This is a genomic window from Streptomyces sp. LaPpAH-108 (assembly GCF_000373625.1).
Taxonomy (GTDB): Bacteria; Actinomycetota; Actinomycetes; order Streptomycetales; family Streptomycetaceae; genus Streptomyces.
This window is the reverse complement of the sequence record NZ_KB891997.1, coordinates 93,213-113,141: the sequence shown is the minus strand read 5'-3', so window position 1 is coordinate 113,141 and position 19,929 is coordinate 93,213. Positions and strand designations below refer to the sequence as shown.

17 protein-coding genes and 1 pseudogene are annotated in these 19,929 nt (G+C 71.8%); 11 read left to right on the top strand and 7 right to left on the bottom strand.

Going from position 1 to position 19,929, the window contains the following annotated elements:
• Positions 1–164 precede the first annotated feature (164 nt).
• The 4 genes from B079_RS0125100 to B079_RS0125085 all read left to right on the top strand — a co-directional run bounded on the left by B079_RS0125100 (position 165) and on the right by B079_RS0125085 (position 4,185).
• A complete protein-coding gene (locus B079_RS0125100; RefSeq protein ID WP_018548606.1) occupies positions 165–839 on the top strand; it encodes a helix-turn-helix transcriptional regulator in 675 nt (224 codons plus the stop codon).
• A gap of 135 nt (positions 840–974) precedes the next feature.
• Complete coding sequence (locus tag B079_RS0125095; protein WP_018548605.1) at positions 975–1,469, top strand: FBP domain-containing protein; 495 nt, start codon at positions 975–977, stop codon at positions 1,467–1,469.
• Positions 1,470–1,542: 73 nt separating this feature from the next.
• The gene (locus B079_RS0125090; RefSeq protein ID WP_018548604.1) at positions 1,543–2,787 is read left to right on the top strand and encodes an FUSC family protein; all 1,245 of its coding nucleotides are present in this window, start codon (positions 1,543–1,545) and stop codon (positions 2,785–2,787) included.
• 144 nt (positions 2,788–2,931) lie between these two features.
• On the top strand, positions 2,932–4,185 hold the full coding sequence (locus B079_RS0125085) for a lactonase family protein (RefSeq protein WP_018548603.1): 1,254 nt from the start codon (positions 2,932–2,934) through the stop codon (positions 4,183–4,185).
• Here the strand turns inward: B079_RS0125085 and B079_RS0125080 are convergent.
• Positions 4,153–4,875, bottom strand: coding sequence for a DUF2470 domain-containing protein (locus B079_RS0125080; RefSeq protein WP_018548602.1), 723 nt, complete (start codon positions 4,873–4,875; stop codon positions 4,153–4,155). The genes B079_RS0125085 and B079_RS0125080 overlap by 33 nt on opposite strands.
• Before the next feature lie 167 nt (positions 4,876–5,042).
• Positions 5,043–5,648, bottom strand: coding sequence for a TetR/AcrR family transcriptional regulator (locus B079_RS0125075; protein WP_018548601.1), 606 nt, complete (start codon positions 5,646–5,648; stop codon positions 5,043–5,045).
• Positions 5,649–5,769: 121 nt separating this feature from the next.
• Between B079_RS0125075 and B079_RS0125070 the strand changes: the two genes are divergently transcribed.
• Positions 5,770–7,419: a cytochrome P450 gene (locus tag B079_RS0125070; RefSeq protein ID WP_018548600.1), complete on the top strand. Its 1,650-nt coding sequence runs from the start codon at positions 5,770–5,772 to the stop codon at positions 7,417–7,419.
• On the opposite strand, the pseudogene B079_RS32730 reads toward B079_RS0125070, so the two are convergent.
• Positions 7,381–8,219 (bottom strand): annotated as a pseudogene (locus B079_RS32730) (pentapeptide repeat-containing protein). The gene B079_RS0125070 and the pseudogene B079_RS32730 sit on opposite strands and share 39 nt — an antisense overlap.
• Before the next feature lie 113 nt (positions 8,220–8,332).
• Here B079_RS32730 and B079_RS0125060 point away from each other — a divergent pair.
• The 4 genes from B079_RS0125060 to B079_RS0125045 are packed head-to-tail and all read left to right on the top strand — an operon-like array spanning position 8,333 to position 12,412.
• Positions 8,333–9,088: a (Fe-S)-binding protein gene (locus B079_RS0125060; RefSeq protein ID WP_018548599.1), complete on the top strand. Its 756-nt coding sequence runs from the start codon at positions 8,333–8,335 to the stop codon at positions 9,086–9,088.
• Complete coding sequence (locus B079_RS0125055) at positions 9,085–10,563, top strand: LutB/LldF family L-lactate oxidation iron-sulfur protein (RefSeq protein ID WP_018548598.1); 1,479 nt, start codon at positions 9,085–9,087, stop codon at positions 10,561–10,563. The genes B079_RS0125060 and B079_RS0125055 overlap by 4 nt, the downstream gene beginning before the upstream one ends.
• The gene (locus B079_RS0125050; RefSeq protein WP_018548597.1) at positions 10,560–11,261 is read left to right on the top strand and encodes a LutC/YkgG family protein; all 702 of its coding nucleotides are present in this window, start codon (positions 10,560–10,562) and stop codon (positions 11,259–11,261) included. Before B079_RS0125055 ends, B079_RS0125050 begins: the two co-directional genes overlap by 4 nt.
• Complete coding sequence (locus B079_RS0125045; RefSeq protein WP_018548596.1) at positions 11,258–12,412, top strand: betaine/proline/choline family ABC transporter ATP-binding protein; 1,155 nt, start codon at positions 11,258–11,260, stop codon at positions 12,410–12,412. Before B079_RS0125050 ends, B079_RS0125045 begins: the two co-directional genes overlap by 4 nt.
• 24 nt (positions 12,413–12,436) lie before the next feature.
• On the opposite strand, the gene B079_RS0125040 is transcribed toward B079_RS0125045, so the two are convergent.
• The 3 genes from B079_RS0125040 to B079_RS0125030 are packed head-to-tail and all read right to left on the bottom strand — an operon-like array spanning position 12,437 to position 14,752.
• A complete protein-coding gene (locus B079_RS0125040; RefSeq protein WP_018548595.1) occupies positions 12,437–13,381 on the bottom strand; it encodes an ABC transporter substrate-binding protein in 945 nt (314 codons plus the stop codon).
• Complete coding sequence (locus B079_RS0125035) at positions 13,378–14,049, bottom strand: ABC transporter permease (protein WP_018548594.1); 672 nt, start codon at positions 14,047–14,049, stop codon at positions 13,378–13,380. The genes B079_RS0125040 and B079_RS0125035 overlap by 4 nt, the downstream gene beginning before the upstream one ends.
• A 22-nt stretch (positions 14,050–14,071) precedes the next feature.
• Positions 14,072–14,752: an ABC transporter permease gene (locus B079_RS0125030; protein ID WP_026249064.1), complete on the bottom strand. Its 681-nt coding sequence runs from the start codon at positions 14,750–14,752 to the stop codon at positions 14,072–14,074.
• 134 nt (positions 14,753–14,886) lie between these two features.
• On the opposite strand from B079_RS0125030, the gene B079_RS0125025 reads away from it, so the two are divergent.
• A complete protein-coding gene (locus B079_RS0125025) occupies positions 14,887–16,872 on the top strand; it encodes an AAA family ATPase (RefSeq protein ID WP_018548592.1) in 1,986 nt (661 codons plus the stop codon).
• A gap of 83 nt (positions 16,873–16,955) precedes the next feature.
• Here B079_RS0125025 and B079_RS32725 read toward each other — a convergent pair whose 3' ends face one another.
• Positions 16,956–17,387, bottom strand: a complete 432-nt coding sequence (locus tag B079_RS32725) for a DoxX family protein (RefSeq protein ID WP_018548591.1) — start codon at positions 17,385–17,387, stop codon at positions 16,956–16,958.
• 129 nt (positions 17,388–17,516) lie between these two features.
• Between B079_RS32725 and B079_RS0125015 the strand changes: the two genes are divergently transcribed.
• Entirely contained in the window at positions 17,517–19,877 is a 2,361-nt protein-coding gene (locus tag B079_RS0125015) for an FdhF/YdeP family oxidoreductase (protein WP_018548590.1), read from the top strand.
• The last annotated feature ends 52 nt before the right edge of the window (positions 19,878–19,929 follow it).

The following is a 19,929-nucleotide window of genomic DNA, read 5'->3' as shown; positions in this document are numbered from 1 at the left end:
ACTGGCCTCCCGGGGGCGCGGGCCCATGCCATGGCACTACACGATCGTGCAGTGGAAAGTGGCCGGAAGGGCTTGCGCACCGCGCGCTTCCGAGGCCCGTAAGTTGCCGCTGACCTGTGCTTTCGTCTTGGATGGGACTGGCTTTGCACAGCGGGAGGCACCGGATGGACCTGGGGCGGACGGACGGCGTGGTGTGGCGCAACCGTGCCCTCACCCTCTTCGACCGGGTGCCGATGCCCGTCGCCGTCTGTGATGTGTACGGCACGGTGCTGCTGGCGAACCCGGCGATGGCGGCCGAGTGCGGGACGACCCCGGGGCAGCTGCGCGGGCGGGACGTGCTGAGCGTGTTCCGGCCCCGGGAGACGGGCCAGGTGGAGCGGATCGCCGAGGCGCTGCGGCTGCGGCACCGCTCGCGCTACGAGGTCTCGGTCAGCTGGAGCGCGCCGGGCGGCGCGGAGCGCTTCGGGGAGCTGACGGCGGACCCGGTGAGCGACAGCGTGGACGCGACCCCGGCACTCCTGGTGATGCTGCGGGTACGCGGGGAGCGGGGCGTACGGCGGGGCCCGGAGCCCGCGCGGGTCACGGAGACCGAGGGCCGGGTCCTCGCCCTGCTGGCCGGGGGCGCCACCACGGACCGGGCCGCCCGTGAGCTGGGCCTGAGCCGGGACGGCGTCGCCTACCATCTGCGCCGTCTGTCGGCCCGCTGGCACGCGGCCAACCGCACCGAGCTGATCGCCCGCGCCTACGCTCTGGGGGTGCTGGTGCCGGGGGTGTGGCCGCCGGAGGCGCGGGGTTCCGGGCCGGAGCAGTCCGGGACCAAGCGGGCCGGGACGCCGTAGGACGGCGACCGGCGCCGGTGAAGGGCGCCGGTGAAGGGCACCGCGAAAACCATTCGCCACTCCCCTCTCGCCTACATATGCTCTCCATACACCTAGACCCCCTAGGTTCACCCGAGCCGTACCGAAGGGCCCCTCATGCGACCGCTCACCGAGCAGGACATCCGCGCCTCGTTCATCAACTGCTCCAAGGGCGAGGCCAAACGGCTGGCGGTCCCGCGCGACCTGGCCGAACGCCCCTGGGACGACCTCGACTTCCTCGGCTGGCGCGATCCCGGGGCGCCCGACCGCAGCTATCTGGTCGTGGAGCGCGCGGGGGGCCTCGCCGGGGTGGCCCTGCGCTTCCCGCCCGCGCGCCACGGCTTCCTGCACCGCAGCATGTGCTCGGTGTGCCTGACGACCCATCGCGGCGGCGGGGTCTCCCTGATGACGGCCCGCAAGGCGGGCCCGGCCGGGCGCGAGGGCAACTCGGTCGGCGTGTACATGTGCGCCGATCTGGCGTGCTCCCTGTACGTGCGCGGCCGGAAGGTGCCCGACTCCGGCTCCCGCTTCGAGGAGAGTCTGACCGTGCAGGAGCAGATCGACCGGGCCGACGCCAACCTGGCGGCGTTCGTGGACCAGCTGTACACGTGAGTCGCACACGTCACACGAACGGTCCTCTTTCGGCCCCGTTCACCGCCCGCCCGGAAAGGGAACAGGGCAAGGGATGCCAGACGTACGGAAGTGGACAGCCGGGCTGCGGCGCCTGATCGCGCGCCGCCGTGAGCCGGTGGTCGTGCAGACGCTGCGGTCGGCCTTCGCGGCGACGATCGCCTATGTCGTCGCGCTCCGGCTCAGCCCCGAACCCGCCCCGCTGACCTCGCCCCTGACCGCGCTCCTGGTCGTCCAGGTCACCTTCTACGCCACGCTCACCAACGGCATCCGCCGGGTGAACGCGGTGGTCGCGGGGGTCGTGGTCGCCATCATCTTCAGCCTGCTGGTCGGGCTGACCTGGTGGAGCCTGGCGCTGCTGATCGTGTCCGCGCTGACGGTGGGCCATCTGGTGCGCGTGCACGAGTACGTGGTCGAGGTGGCGATCAGCGCCATGCTGGTGCTCGGGGTGACCACCGTCGGCTTCACGGCGTGGGCGCGGATCGTGGAGACGCTGATCGGCGCCATCACGGGCATGGCGTGCAATCTGCTGCTGCCGCCGCCGGTGTGGGTGGACGAGGCGGGCCGCTCGATCGATGGTCTGGCCCGCAAGCTACGGCAGTTGATGCTCCGGATGGGTGAGGAGGCCGCGAGCGCCGTCCCCTGGCAGCAGGCGGCCGAGCGGCTGCACGAGGCCCGCCGGATGGACCACGAGATCATCGAGGTGGACGCCTCGCTGCGGCAGGCCGAGGACAGTCTGCGGCTCAACCCGCGCGTCAAGGAGGGGCTGCTGCACCGGGTGGTGCTGCGCACCGGCCTCGACACGCTGGAGATCTGCACGGTCGTCCTGCGCGTCATGGCCCGCTCCTTCACCGACCTGGCCAAGGCGCGGGGCGGCCGGGAGCTGTTCCCGCCGCCGATCGGGGCGACCGTGCAGCAGGTGCTGTCCGAGGTCGCGGACGCGGTGGTGAGCTTCGCGGTGCTGGTCACCACCGACCTCAGCGCGAACGCCGAGTCCGCGGAGGCCCGGCTCACGGCGGAGCTGCACACCGCGGCGGCCACCCGCGACCGGCTCGCGGAGCAGATCAAGCAGGAGATCGGCGCGGACTGGGCCAACTGGCAGCTGATGGGCGCGGTCCTGGTCGAGGTGAGCCGCATCATCGACGAGATGGACACCGAGCACCGCAGCCGCCGTCTGCTGGAGGAGCTGGACCGGGTGGCCCGGCAGCAGCGGGCGCGGCTGCCCCGGATGAACCGGCTGCGCGAACGGCTGGGCATCCAGGAGGATCTGTGGCGCAACCGCACGGGCGCCGGGCGCTGACCGGTCCGCCCGACCGACTGGCCGACTGGCCGACTGGCCGACTGGCCCGCCCGACCGGCCCGTCTTGCTTTCGCGGGGCGCCCCGCGTCAAGGTGGCCGTGACGTACGGGGCGTGAGAGCACCGAGGGGCGGCTGAGGCACGGGATGTACGGCACGGACGACGCCGAGGACGGGACCGCGGACGCACAGGCGCGCGGCGGCTGGAACAGGCGCCGGTTCGTCGGCGCCCTGGCGGGCGCGGCGGCCGTGGTGGCGGTGCCCTCCCCGGCGCCACCCCAGGAGCCCGGCGCGGACGGCACCGCGCCGGACGGCACTCCGGCAGACGCCGGGACGTCCCCCGCCGGGAGCCGCAGCGCGCACCGCGCCGACACCGGCCCCCGCCCCCTCTACCTCGGCACCTACACCTCGGGCGAGAACGGCGGCAAGGGCATCGGCAAGGCGTCGTACGACCCGGCGACCGGCGCCGTCACCGGCGCGGGCGTGCTGGCGGCGGTGTCCGACCCGTCGTTCCTGGCCGTGCACCCGGACGGCCGCACGCTGTACGCGGTGGACGAGCGCGAGGACGGCGCGGTGACCGCCGTACGGCTCGCGGACGGCGAGGTCGTCGGCAGCCGGGGCACGGGCGGTTCGGCTCCCTGCCATGTGTCGGTGCATCCGGACGGGCACTGGCTGCTGAGCGCGAACTACGGCTCGGGCAGCGTCGCCGTGCACCCCCTGGACGCCTCGGGCGCGCCCGGTGAGCGCACCGCGCTGGTCACGCACACGGCGCCACCGCCGGGGCCCGGTCAACAGGGCCCGCACGCACATCAGTTCCTCACCGCGCCGGACGGCGAGCACGTCCTCGCGGTCGATCTCGGCACCGACACGGTCTACACGTACCGCCTGGACACCACGCACGGCACGCTCACCGAGGTGTCCCGGGCGGCGGCCAGGCCGGGTGCGGGGCCACGCCATCTGACCTTCCACCCGGGCGGCCGGTACGCCTATCTGGCCAACGAGGTGGACGACACGGTGGCCGTGTGCGCGTACGACGCCTCGAGCGGGCGGCTGACGATCGGTGACCCGCAGTCCACCGGCTCGCGGGGCGGGGTGACCAACTATCCGGCGCAGTTCGCGGTGAGCGCCGACGGGGCGTACGCGTTCCTCGCCAACCGGGGTGACAACAGCGTCGCCCGGTACGCCGTCGAGGCCGACGGCGCCCGGCTGCGGCTGCTCGGCACGGTGCCGGTGGCGGGGGACTTTCCCCGGCAGATCGCGCTGTCCCCCGACGGCCGGCTGCTGTTCGCGGCGAACCAGCGCTCCGGCACCGTCAGCGTGCTCCACGTCGACGGCGGCGAACTACGGCTCGCGGGCGAGCCGTTCGCGTCACCCGTCGCCGTCTGCGCGGTGCCGCTGTAGGGCGCGCGGGCAGGCTGCGGCGGCCTGGGTGAGCAGGGCGTGCATCCGCTCGGTGAGCTGCGAGACGTCGTCGGCGGGGGTGTGGAACGCCAGGCGTACGTCGCCGTGGGCGCGGGTGCGTTCGATGCGCAGGGTCAGGCCGTGCCGGTCCACGGCGACGGGCGCGACCCGGGTCGCGGCGTGCAGGCTCTCGGGCCGCACCAGGCGGGTCAGCCGCTCCACCGCGTCCGGGTGGGCGTCGGCCAGATGGGTGAGCAGCTGGGCCTCCGCGAGGGCCAGCGGGTCGGGCCGGGCGGCGGCGAACTCGTCGAGGCCGACGACCTGGGCGCCCGAGGGCAGCCGGAGGACCACCCGGGTGGGCCGGAAGTGCAGCGAGCCGCCGTCCTGCGAGAGCCAGCCCGCGATCCAGAGCCGGGCCCGGATGCGCTGGCGCACCGGCACCGGGGCCACGTCCGCGAACTCCAGCACCGCGCTGGGTTCCCCGCGCGGCGCGCACAGGGCCGCCGTGTGCAGCGCGCTGTCCTCGGGCACGTCGAGCAGCACCCCGCCGTCCTCGGTCACGGAGTGCGCGCCGACGTACTCCTCCCGGGCGCCCTCGGCGGTCACCGCGCACGACCACGCGGCCGCGAGGACCGACCTCGCCCGCTCCGCCGCTCCGGGTCCGGCCGCCCAGTCCTGCGTGTCACCCATCCCGAGTCCTCCTTAGGTAAGCCTTGCCTAACTTATCGAAGATCCGGGCGCACGCCAACCACGCCGCGCCGAACGGGTGACCAAAGAATTCCCACGAGCGCGCCAACCGGCCGCCGCCCGGCAGGACTTCGGCACTCGTGCGGAAGCTGTGAAATACCCCGTGGGTGCTACGAGATGACGCCGAGCAGCGCCCGCGCGCACAGCTCGCGGACCTCGTCGCGGTCCGGGGTGCCCTCGCGCAGCCACTCCAGGCAGACGGCGGTGGTGAAGGCGAGCCAGCCACGCACCGCGAGCCGGGCGGAGACGGCCTCCTCGAAACCGGGCCCGAACTCCGGGTCGGCGCCGAGCGCGGCGAGGATCTGCCGCTCCTGGGCGGCGAGCGCCCGCTGGTAGACCCGGCGTACGGCCTGGTCACCGGCCGCGTCGGCGCGGTGGAAGGCGCGGAAGCCGTGGGCGTGGGTCTCGACGTAGGTCAGATAGGTGTCCAGCCCGGCGGCGAGCTGTGCGCGCACCGGCACCCCGGGCACGGGCGCGGTCATGCGCAGCATCCGCTCGCTCTCCCGCTCGACGACCGCCGCGAAGAAGTCCCGCTTGTTCGGGAAGTAGTGGTAGAGCAGTCCGCGCGAGACCCCGGCGATCTCGGCGACGCGCTCGATCCACACGTCGTCGTACGGACTCTCGGAGAACAACCGGGCGCCGACCGAGAGCAGTTGCTCGCGGCGCTCCTGGGTGCTGAGTCTGCGCCGGGCGCGTTCCCCCTCGTTCGCGGCCATGCGGCCACCTTACTTGACGCCGGTTCAACAAGCGGACCAGACTGAACCGGGCTATTGAACTCGCGTATAACACGCAGGGAACGCAGGCACAACCGTCCGCTGGATCAAGGGAGATCGCGCCATGGCGGAGACGACGCGGAGCGCGCTGCCGAAGGGGTTCCGCAGCGCCGAGCACGGCTGGCCGGAGCTGGACCGCATCCCGCACCCGGCACGGCGGCTGCCGCTGGTCGGAGACGTGGTGGGCGTGGACCGGCGCCGCCCGCTCCAGGACTCGATGCGCTTCGGGCGCGAGCTGGGACCGATCTTCCGGCGGCGGGCGTTCGGCAAGGAGTTCGTGTTCGTGTGGGGCGCGCGGCTCGCCGCGGACCTCGCCGACGAGTCGCGCTTCGCCAAGCACGTCGGTCTCGGGGTCGCCAATCTGCGGCCGGTCGTCGGGGACGGCCTGTTCACGGCGTACAACCACGAGCCCAACTGGCAGCTCGCGCACGACGTGCTGGCCCCCGGCTTCAGCCGCGAGGCCATGGAGACCTACCACGGCATGATGCTGTCGGTCGCCGGGCGGCTGACGGCCCACTGGGACGGCGAGCTGGCGGCCGGGCGCACCGTGGACGTGCCCGGGGACATGACCAAGCTGACCCTGGAGACCATCGCGCGCACCGGTTTCGGGCACGACTTCGGCTCCTTCGAGCGGGACCGGCCGCATCCCTTCGTCCGGGCGATGGTCGGCACGCTCACCTACGCCCAGCGGCTGAACAGTGTGCCAGGACCGCTGGCCCCGCTGCTGCTGCGCACCGCCGCCCGGCGCAACGCGGCCGACATCGCCCGTCTCAACCGGACGGTCGACGCGCTGGTGGCCGCGCGGCTCGCCTCCGGCGGCGGCACCGGGGATCTGCTCGACCGGATGCTGGAGACCTCCCACCCCGTCACCGGGGAACGGCTCTCGGCGGAGAACGTCCGCAAGCAGGTCATCACCTTCCTGGTCGCGGGCCACGAGACGACCTCGGGCGCACTCTCCTTCGCCCTCTACTACCTCGCCCGGCACCCGGAGGTCGCCGCCCGCGCCCGCGCCGAGGTGGACCGCGTCTGGGGCGACACGCCCGAGCCGGGCTACGACCAGGTCGCCAAGCTGCGGTACGTCCGCCGGGTCCTCGACGAGTCGCTGCGGCTGTGGCCGACCGCGCCCGCCTACGCCCGGGAGGCCACCCGGGACACCGAGCTGGCCGGGGAGCACCCGATGCGCCGGGGCGCGTGGGCGCTGGTCCTGCTGCCGTTGCTGCACCGCGATCCCGAGGTGTGGGGCGAGGACGCCGAGCGCTTCGACCCGGACCGCTTCGACGCCAAGGCGGTACGCGGTCGCGCGCCGCACACCTTCAAGCCGTTCGGCACCGGCGCGCGGGCCTGCATCGGCCGCCAGTTCGCCCTGCACGAGGCGACGCTCGTGCTCGGCCTGCTGCTGCGCCGCTACGAGCTGCGCCCCGACCCCGGCTACCGGCTGGAGGTCACCGAACGGCTGACGCTGATGCCGGAGGGGCTGCGGCTGGGGCTGGAGCGGCGGGGGGCTGCGGGGGTGGGGGCGGCTGCGGGGCGCGAGCGGGAGGTGGGGGCGGGTGTGGTCGGGTTGGGGGCGGCCGGGTCGGGGGCGGCGGCTCCAGGGGCCGGTGCGGGCTCGGCGGGAGCGGCCGTGGCCGGTTCGGCGCCGCCCGCATCCGGTTCGGCCGTTCCCGGTCCCGGTTCAGCCGGTCGTTGTCCAGTGCACCGGGCGGACCAGTGACCCCGGCAGCCGCGTACCCGGGCCGCCCTTGGCCGCGTTGACCTGCGGCTGGGTGACGAAGAGGGCGCCGGTGAGGTCGGCGTCCGTCAGGTCAGCGTCGCGCAGATCGGCGCCGATCAGATCCGCGCCCCGCAGATCGGCCCCCGTGAGGTCGGCCGCTATCAGACAGGCCCCGCGCAGACTGACCCCACGCAGGTCGGCGCCCTTGAGGCGGGCGCCGATCAGATCGGCGCCCCGGCGGTCGTTGCCCTTCTTCCGGCCGACCCCGCGCCGGGCCGACTCGCTTACGCGCAAAAGGAGTTGAGCCACCTCGTACCAGTGGGCGTCGAGATCGAGCGCGGCAAGCTCCTCGGCCTCCCGCCCGGCCAACTCCTCGGTCCGCTCCCGTGCTCGGCGCAGCTCGGGGTGGAACGGCCGCGCGGCGTCGAGATCCAGTGCCTCGGCGAGGTACCAGAGCAGTCGTGCAGGCGCCGGACCACGGGGAAGACGTCGAACATCAGCCGAGCCGCGGCTGGTTCGCCGCCGCGCCAGTCCCGGCCGCCGAAGGTGACCTGGGAGACGCGCTGGCCCGCGCCGAAGCAGTCGTAGACCGTGCAGCCGGTGAAGCCCCGCTCGCGCAGCCCGGTGTGGATGCCGCAGCGGTGGTCCCCGCGCAGGTGGGGGCAGGGCTTCCCGGCGGGCTTGTCCAGGGCGAAGCCGGAGGAGGCGGCGAACGGCAGCGCGACACAGCACAGGGCGAAGCAGCGCGCACAGTCGGCGCGCAGGGCGGAGCGGTCGCTCGTATGTTCGTGTTCCGGCATGGCGGCCAGCTTACTGACCTGCTGACCTGCGGGCTTCTGTTTTCCGGGGGCGCTGCCCGGCTAGGCTGCCGATGTCCGCTTGCCGAGAGGGAGCCGAGCCCCGAGGAGCCGCGATGCGTGTCGCCCTGTTCCTGACCTGTGTCAACGACACGCTCTATCCGGACACCGGCCGTGCCGTGGTGCGGCTGCTGGCCAGACTCGGTGTCGACGTGGACTTCCCGATGGCGCAGACCTGTTGCGGCCAGGCGCACTACAACACCGGCTACCGGCACGAGACGGAGCCGCTGGCCCGGCACTACGCCGAGGTCTTCGGGGAGTACGACGCGATCGTGACCCCGTCCGGCTCGTGCGCGGCGATGGTGCGGGAGCTGTATCCGCGCCTGGGTGAACGGGCGAGCGCGGAGGGGCGCGGCGGGGGGCTGACGGCCACGCTGGCCCCGGTGATCCCGAGGACGTACGAGCTGACGGAGTTCCTGGTGGACGTGCTGGGGGTGACCGACGTGGGCGCCTGGTATCCGCACACCGTGACGTACCACCCCACCTGTCACGGCCTGCGCTCGCTCGGTCTCGGCGACCGGCCGCGCAGGCTTCTCCAGGCCGTCAAGGGGCTCGAGTTGATCGAGCTGCCGGGTGCCGACGAGTGCTGCGGGTTCGGCGGCACCTTCTCGGTGAAGAACGCGGACGTGTCGGCGGCGATGGGCGCGGACAAGGTGCGCAACGCCGAGTCGACCGGCGCCGAGGTGCTGTGCGCGGCCGACAACTCGTGTCTGATGCACCTCGGCGGCACCCTGAGCCGGTCCGGGTCGGAGCTGCGCCCGGTGCACCTCGCGGAGATCCTGGCGAGCACGGAGGAGGACCCGGCCGTATGAACACGACGTCCCTCGGTATGCCCGCCTTCCCGGAGGCGGCACGAGAAGCGCTCAACAACCGCACCCTGCGCGGGAATCTGCGCCACGCCACCCACACCATCCGCGCCAAGCGGGCCAGGGCCGTCGCGGAGGTGTCCGACTGGGCCGAGCTGCGCGAGGCGGGCAAGCGGATCAAGGACCACACCTTGCGCCATCTCGACCGCTATCTGGAGCAGTTGGAGGAGACGGTCACCGCGGCGGGCGGCACGGTCCACTGGGCGGCGGACGCGGCCGAGGCCAACCGGATCGTCACCGAACTCGTGCGCGCGACAGGCGAGTCGGAGGTCGTGAAGGTCAAGTCCATGGCCACGCAGGAGATCGAGCTGAACGAGGCGCTGGAAGCGGCGGGCATCCGCGCCTACGAGACCGATCTGGCCGAGCTGATCGTGCAGTTGGGCAAGGACCGCCCCTCGCACATCCTGGTCCCGGCGATCCACCGCAACCGGGGCGAGATCCGCGACATCTTCCGTACGGAGATGGCCGGTTGGGGCCGACCCGCGCCCGAGGGTCTGTCGGACGACCCCGCCGAGCTGGCGGAGGCGGCCCGGCTGCATCTGCGGGAGAAGTTCCTGCGGGCCCGAGTCGGCGTCTCCGGCGCCAACTTCATGGTCGCGGAGGCCGGCACCCTGGTGGTCGTGGAGTCCGAGGGCAACGGCCGGATGTGCCTGACCCTGCCGGAGACGCTGATCTCGGTCGTGGGCATCGAGAAGGTCGTCCCCACCTGGCGCGACCTGGAGGTGTTCCTGCAGCTCCTCCCCCGCTCCTCCACCGCCGAGCGGATGAACCCGTACACCAGCATGTGGACCGGCACGACCGACGGCGACGGCCCCCGCGCCTTCCATCTGGTCCTGCTGGACAACGGCCGCACCGACACCCTTGCCGACGAGGTGGGCCGCCAGGCGCTGCGCTGCATCCGCTGCTCGGCCTGCCTCAATGTGTGCCCGGTGTACGAGCGCGCGGGCGGCCACGCCTACGGCTCGGTCTACCCCGGCCCGATCGGCGCCGTCCTCAGCCCCCAACTCCGGGGCACCACCAGCGAGATCGACGCCTCCCTGCCGTACGCGTCCTCGCTGTGCGGGGCCTGCTACGAGGTGTGCCCGGTCGCCATCGACATCCCCGAGGTGCTGGTCCATCTGCGCGAGCGGGTCGTCGAGGGCGGCCCGGCGGTACGGAACGGCAACCGGGTGGTGCTCAAGCCCGCCAAGGGGCACGCGGCCGAACGCGCCGCCCTGCGCGCGGCGGGCTGGGCGCTGGCCCGGCCCGGTGTGCTGCGGACCGGGCAGCGGCTGGCCTCCCGCACCCGCGGCTTCCGCCCGCGCACACTGCCCGGACCCGGCCGGGCCTGGACGGCGACCCGCGACCTTCCAGCCGTACCGGCCGAACCCTTCCGGGACTGGTGGCTGCGCACGCGCGGCGGAAAGGACGACGCCCGATGAGCAGCAGGGACCGGGTCCTCGGCCGGGTGCGCCGCGCGCTGGCGGACGTACCCCGCGACGACACCCCCTACGACCGGGCGATCCCCCGCCCCTATCTCCGCGAGCACGGCGAGCGCACCGCCGAGGAGACAGTGGAGCTGCTGGCGGAGAACCTGGCGGACTACCGGGCCGTCGTCCACCGCTGCACGGAGGACGAACTGCCCTCGCTCGTCGGCCGGTTGCTGACGGAGCGGGGCTCGCGGTCCGTGCTCGTACCGGACGGGCTGCCGCCCGAGTGGCTGTCCGCCGCCGACGCGCGCCGCGTCGCGGACCGGGCGGCGAGCACGCCGTACGAGCTGGACGCGGTGGACAGCGTGGTGACCGGCTGCGCGGTCGCCATCGCGGAGACGGGCACCCTCGTGCTGGACGGCGGCCCGGGGCAGGGCCGTCGCCGGATCACCCTGGTCCCCGACCACCACATCTGTGTCGTCCGCGTCCCCGCGCAGGTCGTGGCGTCCGTGCCGCAGGCCCTCGCACGCCTCTCCCCCACCCGTCCGTCCACCTGGATCTCCGGCCCCTCGGCCACCAGCGACATCGAGCTGGACCGGGTGGAGGGCGTGCACGGGCCGCGCACCCTGGAGGTCGTGCTCGCCGGGGTCATCCCTTCGGTCGGCGGGGCCGGGCGGGCGGACGGGAGCGCGGCTAGCGTGGGGGAATGATCCGGTTCGAGCAGGTCACCAAGCGCTATCCGGACGGCACGACGGCCGTGGACGGGCTGTCGTTCGAGGTGGCCGAGGGCGAACTGGTCACGCTCGTCGGCCCCTCCGGCTGCGGCAAGACGACCACCATGATGATGGTGAACCGGCTCATCGAGCCCACCTCGGGCCGGATCACCGTGGGCGGCGAGGACATCGCCCGGGTCGACCCGGTGCGGCTGCGCCGCCGTATCGGCTACGTCATCCAGCAGGTCGGCCTCTTCCCGCACCGCACGGTCCTCGACAACACCGCGACCGTGCCCACCCTGCTCGGCTGGAAGCGGGCGCGTGCCCGCGCACGGGCCGCCGAACTCCTCGATCTGGTCGGGCTCGACCCGAAGACGTACGGCTCCCGCTACCCGGAACAGCTCTCCGGCGGCCAGCGGCAGCGGGTCGGGGTGGCGCGAGCGCTGGCGGCCGATCCGCCGGTGCTGCTGATGGACGAGCCGTTCGGCGCGGTGGACCCGGTGGTGCGCGAGCAGTTGCAGGACGAGTTCCTGCGCATGCAGGAGGCGGTCCGCAAGACGGTGCTGCTGGTCACCCACGACATCGAGGAGGCGGTACGGCTCGGGGACCGCATCGCGGTGTACGGGGCGGGCCGGATCGAGCAGTTCGACACGCCGGGCGCGGTGCTCGGCGCGCCCGCCACCTCGTACGTCGCCGGGTTCGTCGGCGCCGACCGGGGCCTGAAGCGGCTCTCCGTGACCGAGATCGAGCCGGACGACCTCGAACAGCCCCTGGTGGCCCGCCCGGACGAGCCCGCCGAACGCGCCCTGGACCGGCTGCGTGCCGAGGGGGCGCGCTGGGCGGTGGTGCTGGACGCGGACGGCGATCTGCACGGCTGGGTGGGCATCGACGAGCTGGCGGCCGGGGGCACGGTCGGCGCCCTCGCCCACCGGATGACCGCGTGGGTGCCGGTGGGGGCGCCGCTGAAGCAGGCGTTCGGGGTGATGCTCCAGTACGACGCCGGGTGGGTCGCGGTCCTTGACGGGGCGCGTTTCCTGGGCGTGCTGACCCCGGCGAAGCTGCACGAGGCGCTGCGGCGGTCGGTGGACGCGGATGCGCTGGGGGTGGCGCGGGGGCAGGTGCGGTTCGATTCGGTGGCGGACGCGTGAGAGGTCTTTCAGAGGGATGTGCCCTCACTTGAGCAGGCCCTTGTCCTTGAGGTAGGTGCGGGCCACGTCGGCGGGCAGCCGCCGCCAGCTGTCGACCTGCCGGTTCATGTCGGCGAGGTCCTGGGTGGTGAGGACGTCGTTGAGCCGGTCGAGCGCCTTGGCGACGCGGGGGCCGCCCGCGCGGGCGCGGTTGACGACCGGGACGATGTAGTCGGCGTTCTGGAGGTGCTTGTCGTCGGCGAGCAGGACCAGGCCGAAGGAGTCCAGGGTGGCGTCCGTGGTAGTGGTCAGCACCATCTGGTCGTGGCCCTCCTGCACGGCGCGCTTGGCCTGTGTGGTGCCGACGCCCTTGGGATCGACGCCGGTGATGTGGATGCCATACACCTTCTTCAGCCCGGGCGCGCAATAGGGGCGCCGCACACACTCGTCCCCGGCGGCCAGACGCACCTTCAGTCCTGAGGCGCCGAGGTCACTGAGCGTCTTGAGGTGGTGCTCGCGGGCGTAGGCGGCGCGTACGGCGAAGGCGTTCTGGTCCACGGCGCGGCCCGGCGGCAGGACGGTGAGTCCGCGCGGGGCGGCGAGGGCGCGCAGGGACTTCATGGTGGCGGCGAGGTCGGGCGATCCGGCCGGGGGCGCGTCGGCGCCGTGCTTCTTGGCGTTGAGCCAGTCCGCGAGGGTGGCGGCGTACTCGGGTACGACGTCGATCTGCCCCGATTCCAGGGCGGGTTCATACAGCTCGCGGTTGGCGACGGTGAGCATCGAGGTTCTGTATCCGGCCTGGTCGAGCAGTTGGGCGTACAGCTGGGCGAGCAGATCGCTCTCGGTGAAGCCCGCCGAGCCGATGGTGAGGTGGTGGCTGTCGCCGGGTGAGGCGGTGACCTGGCCGCGGTTCTCCAGGGAGGGCCCGGAGGCGCAGCCCGCGAGCATGCAGAGCAGGGCGGTGAGGGCAGCCGCCGTACGGAATCTCATCGCCCGGCCCGGGCCCAGGCGGGCGCCAGCCGCTCCACGGCCTCGAAGACGGCCTCCACGAGCAGCGCGAACACCGCCACGAGGAGCGCGCCCGCGACCACCTGCGGGGTGCTGGCCAGGTTGAAGCCCGCGGTGATGATCCGGCCGAGTCCGCCCCCGCCCGCGAGCGCGGCGATGGTGGCGGTGGCGACGAGCTGCACGGCGGCGATCCGCACCCCGGTGAGGATCATCGGCAGCGCGAGGGGCACCTCCGCCCGCACGAGGACCTGCCGCCCGGTCATCCCCATGCCCTTCGCCGCCTGCACCACGCCCCGGTCGACCTCGCGCATCCCGACGTAGGCGTTGGTGAGCAGCGGCGGTACGGCGAACAGCACCAGCGCGACCACGGTGGGGCCCTCGCCCCACTTCCCCACCGGGGTCAGCAGAAGCAGCACCAGCACGGCGAAGGTGGGCACGGCCCGGCCGACGTTGGAGATGTTGACCGCGAGCGCGCCGCCCTTGCCGATGTGGCCGAGGACGAGCGCGACGGGCAGCGCGATCAGACAGCTGACGACGAGACACACGACGGTGAGGACGAGGTGCTGGAGCAGCCGGTGCCAGACCCCGTCGTCGCCGGACCAGTGTGCGGGGTCGGCGAGCCAGTCCCAGGTGGCCGCGAGGGTACTCACCCGGGGCGCCCCTTCGCCGGTCTCACGCCCGCCCCTTCCTCACCCACGGCGTGATCAGCCACTGCACCCCGAGCAGCAGCAGATCGGCCGCGACGGCGATGACCACGCACAGCACGGAGGCGGTGAGCACCTGCGCCTTGAAGAACGTGTTCATCCCGGAGTAGATGAGATTCCCGAGTCCCCCGAACCCGACGATCGCCCCCACCGTCACCAGCGAGACCGCCGACACGGTCGCGATCCGCAGCCCGGCCATGGCGGCGGGCAGCGCGAGCGGCAACTCGACGGTCAGCAACAACCGTACGGGCCCGTACCCCAGCCCCCGCGCCGCCTGCCGCGTCTCTTCCGGCACGGCCCGCAGCCCGGCCAGGATGTTCCGCACGAGCAGAGTGAGCGAGTACAGCACCAGCCCGGCGACGACGAGCGTCGCGGAGAGCCCGTACACCGGCAGCAGCAGCGAGAACATCGCCAGCGACGGAATCGTGTACAGCACCGTCGTCACGGCAAGCACCGGCCCGGCCGCCCACCCCCACCTCCGCGCCACCACCGCCAACGGCACGGCGACGACCAGCCCGATCACGACGGACAACGCGGTCAACTCAAGATGCTGCACCACCGCGTCGACCAGAACCTGTCGGCGGCTACTCAGATAGGCACCACAGATCCACTCGTTACGCGCGAGACAGTCGTCGGGGGGCGCGGTCACGGGTCTATTGCAGCGGGTGGGGGGTGGTGGGGCGCGTTGGGGTGGGCCGGATGGGGGGCCGAGGTCACCGAAGTTCGTTGAGCGGTTGACGGTGGCTCTGACATGATCCGGTTCTCCGAGGGGGAGGCGGATCGATGAAGATTTCGCGTATCAGCGCGTCGCAATTCATGTCGTTCTCAGAGATCGACCTGGCACTGGACTCCGGTACGACGGTAGTGACCGGTCCCAATGCCGTCGGCAAGTCGAACCTGGGCCGGATCATCGACGTGGCCCGGTCTGTGGTGGCGTCCCATGCGGGGTCGGAACGTCGTCACCGGCTCGATCTGTATGCACGTGCTCCTCAGCACGGGGCGCGGCGCTTCCGGCTGGTGCTGGATATGGAGATGGACCAGCCTTGGGAACGCGACCTGGTCGCCACGTTCGTCCGTGCTGCGTACTTGTCCGGCATCACGGACCTAATGAGTCCTATTTCCCTTGAGCGTCGAGACCATGATGCCCGGGAACGGCTCGTTCCGGAGAGCGTGCAACTGCTGCTTCGCGGTTCTCTGGTCATCGACTACGACGCGGGAGCACAGTCTCACTGGCGGGCCCTCTGGGAGCACTCAACTGCTGGAGGGCCCTCCGAGTCAGCCGGTCCGGCCTGGTTCATGCACCTGCGGAACGGTGGTCCAGTGGTACCTGACAACGGGGAAGGCCAGGTGCCCCATGCCTCTCTCGCTCAGGCATGGGGTCGCGTGTACCCCGACGACCAGATCAGCACCGGCACACTGGGCGAAGAGATCGATTTCATGCGGATTCTCACGGAGAACGAGTATGCGATCAACCTCAGCACAAGGCCCGCTACCAACAATCGGCCCCTCTTGGACAGCGTCCGCGATATTCACATGCTTCTGGGCCAGGATGCAGAAGGCGCACATCAACGACAGATCGACTTCGTCCACGTCCTGGACCACATCCTCGAACGAGGAATCGTACTCACCGACAACCGCCGCCTCCCCCTGAAACGCTCCTTCGACCTGACGGCCCTCGGCCGACCAGCCGACCTCGAAGACGGAAGTCAGATCCCCGCCGAGCTTTACCGCCTGAAGAACGGCCCGCTTCCCCTCAGACAGCGATACCAGCTGATCCAGGACCGCTTCAAGAATCTGGTCGGCACCGGATTCGACGTCCAGGCGGTGCCCGATGCCGGGAATTCAGGACACCTGCTCATCGACGTCACGGTGCCCGACGGAGATCACGAATACCCCCTCGCCTTCTCGGGCGCCGGACGGCAAGAGGCGCTGTTCCTCAGCACCGTTCTCGTCGGCGCCCCCGGCCGCGTCATCGTGCTGGACGAGCCCGGGGTCCATATCGAGCCGACGCTGCAGCGCCGTATCGCTCAGGCGGCCGACGCGGAGACGCAGTGCCTCGTCATCACCCACAGCGCCGACCTCGTACCCGTCGCGACCCCCGAGGATCTGGCCCGGATCATCCGGCTCTCCCCCACGCCCACGGGGAGCGAAGCCCACCGGCTGAACGAACTCGACCCCAAGGATCAGGCGCGCTGGCTCCAGGTTCTCGGCCCGCGCGACACCCGCGCCCTGCTGTTCGCGGCCGGAGCCGTGCTGTGCGAAGGGGCCACGGAGGTGGGCAGCCTGGGCACCTGGTGGGAGGGCAGCGGCAATCCGCCCAGCGGGGCCAATATCGCCATGATCGATGTCGGCGGGGACAAGGCGTTCGGCGGCTACATCAGATTCCTGGAGGCATTCCATATCCCGTGGGTCGTCATCGCGGACGGCCCTGCACTGCATCCGGGCAGCCAACTCCACAAGAATCTGACAGATCTGGGGCTTCTCACGGTCGCGGAGCCAGCCGACGAAGACCCCGACTTCGACGAATGGAAGAATTTCTGGGAGAAGCACGGGGTGTTCACGGTCGCTGATGTCTTCGGAACCGACGGTTCACAAGCCGGTGAATACGAGGCGTACCTCAAGCGATTGAATCCGCAGCTCCTCCAGCAACTCAGGGGAGAGCGGAGCAAACCCCGCCTCGGAACCTCGTTCGCCGACCGGCACCCCATGCCGGAGGACATCGCCGCCCTCTACACCCGAATCCGCGAGCGGCTGACGCCTACGGCTTGACGCGGGGCTCAGGCAGAAAAAGGCCCTGGCAGACGCGCTCGTTTCTCCGCGTACCGCCAGGGCCCACCCCGCTCGTTCCGTGCTTATCCGGCCGAGATCCCCGTGCCGGACGCCCCGCCCGTCTTGCGGCGGCCCCCCGCGACCACCAGCAGGCCGCCGAGCATCGCGGCGTTCTTCAGGAACTGGGTGCGCTGGGCCTTGCGCTGGGCCGGGTCCTCGATGGTCCAGAAGGCGTGGCCGGCGTAGGTGGTCGGGATCAGGGATCCGGCCAGGGCGAGGGCGGACGTGCGGGGGAAGAGGCCGATGGCCAGGGCCGCTCCGGCGCCGGTCTGGACGGCGCCGTTGACGCGTACGAGCAGTTCGTCGTCCTTCGGCAGCGGGACGACCTTGCGGATCTCTTCCAGCGCCGGACCCGCGAGCTTCGCCAGGGGGGCGGGGTCTCGCACGGCGCCGGAGCCGAACACCGCGAAGGACCCGCCGAGCAGGGCGCCACCGAGCCTACCGAGGATGTCCATGCCACTCACTTTCCCTAGGGGTACGGACGTTCATGCTACGCAGTCGCGTTCGCGTCGGCCCAGCGGTTGCCCGCGCCCCTCGCGCCACGGAGATATAGCCTCGAAAGGTCGGTAATCGGCGCGAAGGGGATGGCCGTGAGCGATCAAGGACTGTTCGAGGACGATGCCGAGATCCGACGGCAGGAGCGGGCGGCCGTCGATCAGCCGCTGGAGCCACGGGTGGGCCCCGTGCCGAAGGGGCCGCCGGTCTCGAAGCCGTACACGCACCCGGCGGCGGGCTGGGGCGCGGCCAAGGCCGTCACCGAGGTCCTGGTCGACGAGCGCGAGGTCGTGCTGGGCTCGCTCGAGATGCTGAAGATGAACCAGGAGGACAGCGGCGGCTTCGACTGCCCGGGCTGCGCGTGGCCCGACACCAAGGGCCTGGCGCTGGACCTGTGCGAGAACGGCATCAAGCACACCACGTGGGAGATGACGCGCAAGCGGGTCACCCGTGAGTTCTTCGCGAGCCACTCCGTCACCTCGCTGTTCGACTGGAACGACCACGACCTGGAGGCGGAGGGCCGCCTGACCGAGCCGATGCTCTACGACCCGGGGACCGACCATTACGTCCCGATCAGCTGGGCGGACGCCTTCAAGCTGTTCGGCGACAGCGTCCGGGCCCTGGAGAGTCCGGACCAGGCCGCGTACTACACCTCGGGACGGCTGGGCAACGAGGCATCGTTCCTCTACCAGCTCATGGCCCGCGAGCTGGGCACCAACAACCAGCCGGACTGCGCCAACATGTGCACGGAGGCGGGCAGCCGCGCGATGATCGCCTCGCTCGGCACCGGCAAGGGCACCGTCGACCTCAAGGACTGGGAGGCCGCGGACGCCGTCTTCGTGGTCGGCATCAACGCCGCGTCCAACGCGCCCCGCATGCTCACCCCGCTGGCGCAGCTGTACCGCAGGGGCAAGAAGGTCGTCCACATCAACCCGCAGGTGGAGGCGGGCGCCACCCGCACGATCATCCCGCACGACATCCTGGCGATGGCGACCTTCCACGCCACCCCCACCAGCAACCTCAACATCCAGCCGCGCTCCGCGGGCGACATGGCGCTGATGCGCGGCATCGCCAAGGCCACCCTGGAGCTGGCCGAGCGCGACGAGCACGCGATCGACCGGCTGTTCCTGGAGCGGCACACCGAGGGGTTCGAGGCGTACCGGCGCGTGGTCGAGGCGACCTCCTGGGACGAGATCGTCCACCAGTCGGGCGTGGCCAAGCAGGACATCCTCAAGGCCGCCGCGATCTACCGCGACGCCGACCGGTCGATCATCACCTGGGGCCTCGGCGTCAACCAGCACGAGCACGCCGTCGACACCATCCGCGAGATCGTCAACGTCCTGCTGCTGCGCGGCAACATCGGCCGCGAGGGCGCCGGTGCCGCGCCCAACCGGGGCCACAGCAACGTGCAGGGCAACCGCACCTGCGGCATCACCAACGCCCCCACCCCGGAGTTCCTGGACAAGCTCGCCGAGGTCTGCGGGATCGACCCGCCGCGCCAGGAGGGCCTGGACGTCGTCAGCACCATCGAGGCGATGGACCGGGGCGACATCAAGGTCTTCGTCGGCATGGCGGGCAACTTCGCGCTCGCCTCGCCCGACACCCGGTTCACCTACGCGAGCCTGCGGAAGGTGGACCTGACCGTCTACGTCAGTACGAAGCTCAACCGCAGCCATCTCGTCCACGGCAAGCGCGCGCTGATCCTGCCGTGCCTGGGCCGCACCGAGAAGGACATCCAGCGGGGCACACCGCAGCGGATCTCCGTCGAGGACGGCGATTCGATGGTCCACCTCTCGCAGGGCAACCAGCACCCGGCCTCGCCGCAACTGCTCTCCGAGCCCGCGATCATCGCCGGTCTCGCCCGGGCGGCGCTGCCCGACTCGAAGACACCGTGGGAGTGGTACGTCGAGGACTACGACCGCATCCGCGACACCATGGCCGACGTGCTGTACGGCTTCGAGGACTTCAACCGGCGGGTCCGGCTGCCGATGGGGTTCCGGATCAAGCAGCCCGCCCGTGAGCTGGTCTTCCTCACCCCGTCCGGGCGCGCCGAGTTCTCGCACGCCCCGCTGCCCGACGTGGTGCCGCGCGCGGGACGGCTCGTCCTGGGCGCGATGCGCTCCCACGACCAGTGGAACACCACGATCTACACCGACAACGACCGCTACCGGGGCATCCGCAACCTCCGCACGCTCGTCTTCATGAACGGCGACGACATGCGCGAACGCGGTCTGGAGGAGTTCCAGCCGACCGTGATCACGGCCCACGCCAAGGACGGCACGGTGCGTCAGTTGCGAGGTTTCCTCGCGGTCGAGCACGACATCCCGCGCGGGGTCACCGCCGGATACATGCCGGAACTCAACCAGCTCCTCTCGATCAGCGACTACAGCGCCCAGAGCGACCAGCCGCTGATGAAGCAGCTGGACGTCACGATCGAACCGGCCGGGTGATTCCGCCGGGAACACGTCGCGACGCCCCAGGGCTGAGCGCGTCTCACATGTG